General features: G+C 50.1%; 2 tRNA genes and 3 rRNA genes. All 5 read right to left on the bottom strand.

Going from position 1 to position 5,891, the window contains the following annotated elements:
• Positions 1-16 precede the first annotated feature (16 nt).
• Positions 17-137 (bottom strand): 5S ribosomal RNA (rrf, locus tag O0S10_RS10265).
• A 7-nt stretch (positions 138-144) separates the two neighbouring features.
• Positions 145-216 (bottom strand) — tRNA-Cys (locus O0S10_RS10260).
• 217 nt (positions 217-433) lie between these two features.
• Positions 434-3,357 (bottom strand): 23S ribosomal RNA (locus O0S10_RS10255).
• Positions 3,358-3,730: 373 nt separating this feature from the next.
• Positions 3,731-3,803 (bottom strand) — tRNA-Ala (locus O0S10_RS10250).
• A gap of 225 nt (positions 3,804-4,028) precedes the next feature.
• Positions 4,029-5,496: ribosomal RNA gene (locus tag O0S10_RS10245) — 16S ribosomal RNA — on the bottom strand.
• The 16S, 23S and 5S rRNA genes sit together here with 2 tRNA genes alongside, the layout of an rRNA operon.
• Positions 5,497-5,891 lie beyond the last annotated feature (395 nt).

Genomic DNA, 5,891 nt, shown 5'->3' with positions numbered 1-5,891 from the left:
CTACAAAGAAGAAGGGGGGGTGCAGCGTTGAATAGTTCCCGAGAACTCGCGTATCTCAGTACAGTATCCGACGTAAGAGAGCTTAACTGCCGGGTTCGGAATGGGTCCGGGTGAACCTCTCTGCTCTGGCCGCAGAATCCCCCAAGCCAAGTTCCCGATTTGAACGGGAGTAGAGCTGCTCTGCAGGCAGCCGCGTGGCCGCTCCGCCAACTTGGCACAGTAACTGGGATACTAATATTCGCGGTTACTGTTTATTAAGGGCATGGGTTTTGCATTTGGATAACGTCTGGGCACAGCGAAACCGTGTCGCGAAGGGATTCTCGTAAGAACAGAGAAGAAATCCCGAAAGATTTCAATTCCATCTGTCACTGCCAATCCGAATTGTAATGAACGATTATCATCCTGTGTTGTTTTGAGACAATAGACATACCAGAAAATCTGGATTTGAGCGTTAGTATTTGCGGACTGAACACGTCGTTGCCTTCGTGCGTACATCCCAAACCTATTAACCCGGTCTTTTACCGGTGCTCTGTAACGAAATCTCTTTTCAAGCGAAGTTTCAAACTTAGATGCTTTCAGTTTTTATCTCGTGCCACGTAGCTGCTCGGCACTGCCTTGTCAGACAACCGATACACCAGAGGTGACGAATGAAAGTTCCTCTCGTACTATTTCATTCTTGCTCTCAGATTTCGAACACTCCCATCAGATAGTAACCGACCTGTCTCACGACGGTCTGAACCCAGCTCACGATCCCCTTTAATAGGCGAACAACCTCACCCTTGGCTGCTGCTGCACAGCCAGGATGGAAAGAACCGACATCGAGGTAGCAAGCCGCCGGGTCGATATGTGCTCTTGCCGGCGACGACTCTGTTATCCCCAGGGTAGCTTTTCTGTAGTCAATAGCCCTCACCAAAAAGGCGTATTGGTTCGTTAGACCCGTGTTTCCACTCGTGATTTCTTGCTGTGCGAAATCACGTCAAGCCAACTTATGCTCTTGACACTCTCCTGTGAGTTGCTGACTCACATGAGTTGACCATAGGGCACCCTTGATATGTTTTCGAGGGTGTGGCGCCCCACCCAAACTGCCTACCTACCGATGTCCTCGAAATGAATTCGAGTGAGAACTACAGCAGAACAAGGATGGTGTCTCAACGTTGGCTCCACTCATACCGGAATATGAGCATTAACACCTACCATCTACGCTGCGCATGTAATACCGTAATTCAACGACAGGCTGCAGTAAAGCTCCATGGGGTCTTCACTTCCCGATGGGAGTCCCTTGCCTCTGCACAAGGATAAAAGGTTCAACGGATTTGCGGTAGGGACAGTAGAGCCCTTATTAATCCATTCATGCAAGTCGCCAATTAAGCGACAAGGTACTACGCTACCTTAAGAGGGTCATAGTTACCCCCGCCGTTTACGGGTCCTTCGTCCGATTGTACTCAGTGTTCAGATACCCGCACTGGGCAGGATTCACAGACTATACTAGTCCTTACGGAGTTGCAGTCTGCTATGTTGTTGTTAGACAGTTAGAGCTCCCTGGTCACTGCGACCTGCCTGATCACCAGGCAGGCACCCCTTATTCCGAAGGTACGGGGCCATTTTGCCGAGTTCCCTTACCACAAATAATTCCGACACGCCTGAGTCTTTTCAACTAGGGGCACCTGTGTCGGTTCTCGGTACGGTCAATGCGTTACCTTTTCACGGGCACCAGGTATGAACATACTTACGCCATCACGATTTCGCTCAATTCTCACCATTACGGTACTCCAAGAGCTTATACGATTGGACGGAACGACGGTTCCGCTGTGTGTAACCCGATGCGTCAGTATATTAACGCATGGTACAGGAATATTAACCTGTTTCCCTGTCGCCGTATTCAACTTATGATACGACTTAGGACCGACTAACCCTCGGCTGACGAACATTGCCGAGGAAACCTAGCCCCTTCGGCGGAATGGATTCTCACCATTCTTTGCTTCTACTACTGCCAAAATTCTCATTCCTATACGGTCCACAGGAACTTACGACCCTGCTTCAGCCCATACAGGACGCCTCTCTACTCGATCATCCCGAAGGATGCGCCATGGTATCTGCAGTAGGCTTGAGCCCCGTCCATTTTCTGCGCCCTAAATCTTGACTGGTAAGCTGTTACGCACTTTTTAAAGGATAGCTGCTTCTGAGCTCACCTTCCAGTTGTCTTTGACCTAGGACTTCATTCAGTGTTGACACTTAGCCTACATTGGGGGGCATTAACCATGGTCTGGGTTGTCTCCCTTACGGACTACAAGCTTACCCCGTAGCCCGGACTGCCCGACGTCTACGAAGACAGGGAGTTTGGAGTTTTACAAGGAAGCGAGGAATTTCTTCCCCGGGATTCCCAATAGGTGCTCTACCTCACTGTCATTCTCGGTCGAGGTCATGCTTAGACATGTTTCGAGAGGAACCAGCTGACACCCGGTTCGATGAATCTTTCACTCCTATACCCAAGTCACGCGAATGATTTGCATATCAAAACCGCATGCGGTCCTCCACGCACCTTTCGGCACGCTTCAACCTGCTCAGGCATAGATCACCAGGTTTCAGGTCGTATCCCATTGACTCCACGCACTATTAGTACGCCGACCCAAGACGAATCTACGGTCGTGTCGCTTTCGCTATGGCTACCCTTAACGGTTAACCTCGCCAATGGAATACACTCTTTGGCCCGTTCTTCAAAACGTAAGTTGCGACATCGGCAACTGCTCTCATACTACCGCCTCGCGACGGGTTCTTTCGAACAGAAGGTCCTTGCATGCCGCAACACACGATCACCGGTTAGTTTCAGGCACTTTTCATTTCCTTTTCAGGGATACTTTTCAGTGTTCGCTCACGCTACTAATTCGCTATCGGTTTTGAGGAGTATTTAGTCTTGGAGGTTAGGTGACCCCCTTGTTCACGCGGGAATGCCAACCCACGCTACTCAGGTCTCTTCTAGGTTAATACTGCCACCACGTACGGGGCTGTCACCCTCTTAGGCGGACCATTCCAGGTCACTTTCATTAGGCAGTATCATACCATGCTGAAGGCCATACACCACATGTCCCTTTTGCAAGGGATTCGGTTTAGACTCTTACGGGTTCGATCGCCTCTACTAACGTAATCTCAATTGATTTCTCTTCCTCTCCCTACTGAGATGTTTCACTTCGGGAGGTTCCCCATCCTGACGGATTTACCATAATAATGGTACGGAGGTCCTATTAGGGGATCCCCGGATCACAGACTCCTTGCGTCTTCCCGGGGCATTTCGCTGCTTGGCACGCCCTTCATCGGCTCTCAAACCGAACCATCCACTAACCGGCATAAGAACCAGGTTTTATTTCGAAGACACCGTATCTCAAATAAGGTGCTCCGAAGGTATGTCCAGATGTAATCGTTTGTTTGGTACGATTGGATTATTTGTGATAAATGGAATTGTTATAACCAGGGATTGCTTCCGACTGTTCTCTTAAAGTGGTTTTTGCCTTACCGACAAAGATACGCTTTCGAGAGGTTTCGCGAAAGGTTTCCGCTGATACCCATTTAACGTCCAAATGCAAAACCTATACACGACCTCAAAGAGTCAGTGACTCTCGGTCCTTCCCCGGTAACTCGCGTTTCCGGGTGCATTGCAACCGCAACCGGTAACAAGAGGAGAGAACGGGATTCTCAAAGAGAAGTCGTTCTGCGTCAGTTACAAGCGGCTGCGGAGTGGACGCGTGGGGATTTGAACCCCAGGCCTCGGCGTTGCAAACGCCGCGCTCTTCCAGCTGAGCTACGCGCCCCTCACACTGATATTGGTTGTGCGGTGTTACAGGTGGTGTAACGGTTTCGGTTACAATTGGTAACAGGGAGTGTTACGGTTTGTAACAGGCACAGGGTTGCTGCTGTTTTTTTCATCAGCACGTGTGAGTGCATATTGTATGTTGATACTGTGGCGATTGTACGGTTCATTGAAATGACCGCTTTTGATGATTCCATCGAACGTCTTACTTCGGTTTTGGATCATTAGGAGGTGATCCAGCCGCAGATTCCCCTACGGCTACCTTGTTACGACTTAACCCTCCTCACGGAACCTAGATTCGACCCCGGCAAAGACCAGGGACTCATCCAAACCCCACTAGGATGGTTTGACGGGCGGTGTGTGCAAGGAGCAGGGACGTATTCACCGCGCTATAGTGAAACGCGATTACTACAGATTCCAGATTCATGCGGGTGAGTTGCAACCCGCAATCCTAACTAAGGCCGGGGTTAGGAGATTGACTGCACCTTTCGGTGTTGTTGCCCATTGTCCCGGCCATTGTAGCCCGCGTGTAGCCCGGATAATTCGGGGCATGCTGACCTACCGTTGCCCATTCCTTCCTCCCCTTTAGCAGAGGCGGTCCCAACAATGTCCCCAGCCATCCGGAGATGCTGCTGGCAATTGTTGGCGTGGGTCTCGCTCGTTGCCTGACTTAACAGGATGCTTCACAGTACGAACTGACGACGGCCATGCACCTCCTCTCAGCTAGTCATGTAAAACCTTCAGATTGACAATCATTCAGCTGTCTTATCCGGTGAGATGTCCGGCGTTGAATCCAATTAAACCGCAGGCTCCACCTGTTGTGGTGCTCCCCCGCCAATTCCTTTAAGTTTCAGCCTTGCGACCGTACTTCCCAGGTGGTGCGTTTCACGATTTCTCTTCGGCGCATCAGTTACGCGTGGTAACCGACACACCTAACGCACATTGTTTACGGCTGGGACTACCGGGGTATCTAATCCCGTTTGCTCCCCCAGCTTTCGTCCCTCACTGTCGAAGCTGTTCTGGTAAGCTGCCTTCGCCATAGGTCGTCCCTCGAGGATTACAAGATTTCACTCCTACCCCCGAAGTACGGCTTACCTCTCCCAGTTCCAAGATTCCCGGTATCTCTTAGACGCCTTAACGTTGAGCGTTAAGATTTCCCAAGAGACCTAAAAATCAAGCTACGGACGCTTTAAACCCAGTAATAGTGGCCATCACTCGAGCAGCCGGTATTACCGCGGCGGCTGGCACCGGTCTTGCCCTGCCCTTTCTTCACATATGGGTTAGATATATGAACAGCCTGCATCGACAGGCACTCAGGGTTTCCTTATCACGATTGCTCGCATTGTAAAGTTTGCGCGCCTGCTGCGCCCCGTAGGGCCTGGATTCATGTCTCAGAATCCATCTCCGGGATCTTGCTCCCACAACCCGTACCGATTAAAGGCTTGGTGGGCCGTTACCCCACCAACAACCTAATCGGACGCAGTCTCATCCTTGGGCGATGAATCTTTCGAGGATATACCATTCCAGGTTATATCCACTAGGAGGTATTAGCCCCAGTTTCCCGGGAGTATCCCTCACCCAAGGGCAGATTAACCACGTGTTACTGAGCAGTATGCCGAGGGCTTTACCCCTCTCGACTCGCATGGCTTAGTCAAACCCTGATAGCAATGGCCTCTGGCAGGATCAACCAGAATTACTTTCTATCTTTTTTTCTTTCGAAATACACACTTGTTCTTGTTAATGTTCTTAACAAAACCAGGCGTAAAACGTTAAAGGAATCAGCGGTCATTTCAATGAATGTCCGCATCGCCACAATACCAACGTCAGAATAAACTACCGCACATCACCCATATTCAGATGATGCCGGTTCGCGTTCCATTCTCCACTTAAACAGCCCTATTATATACGTATCAAACGTATTTATACTCTTCGAACCACCAGAGCAAACACACGAATTTACATCCGGTGTTGCACCGCGGTTCGCGCTGCTTTGCGAGGTAACAATGTTGGACACGGTCAGATATAAAACCACCGAACCAACTCTGATACACACACAACTGAAAAAACTCAGCTGTGTCTCACATACAGA

Origin of the sequence: Methanocorpusculum petauri, from assembly GCF_026891975.1 — an archaeon.
Lineage (GTDB): Archaea > Halobacteriota > Methanomicrobia > Methanomicrobiales > Methanocorpusculaceae > Methanocorpusculum > Methanocorpusculum petauri.
This window is presented reverse-complemented; position numbering and strand designations above follow the sequence as displayed.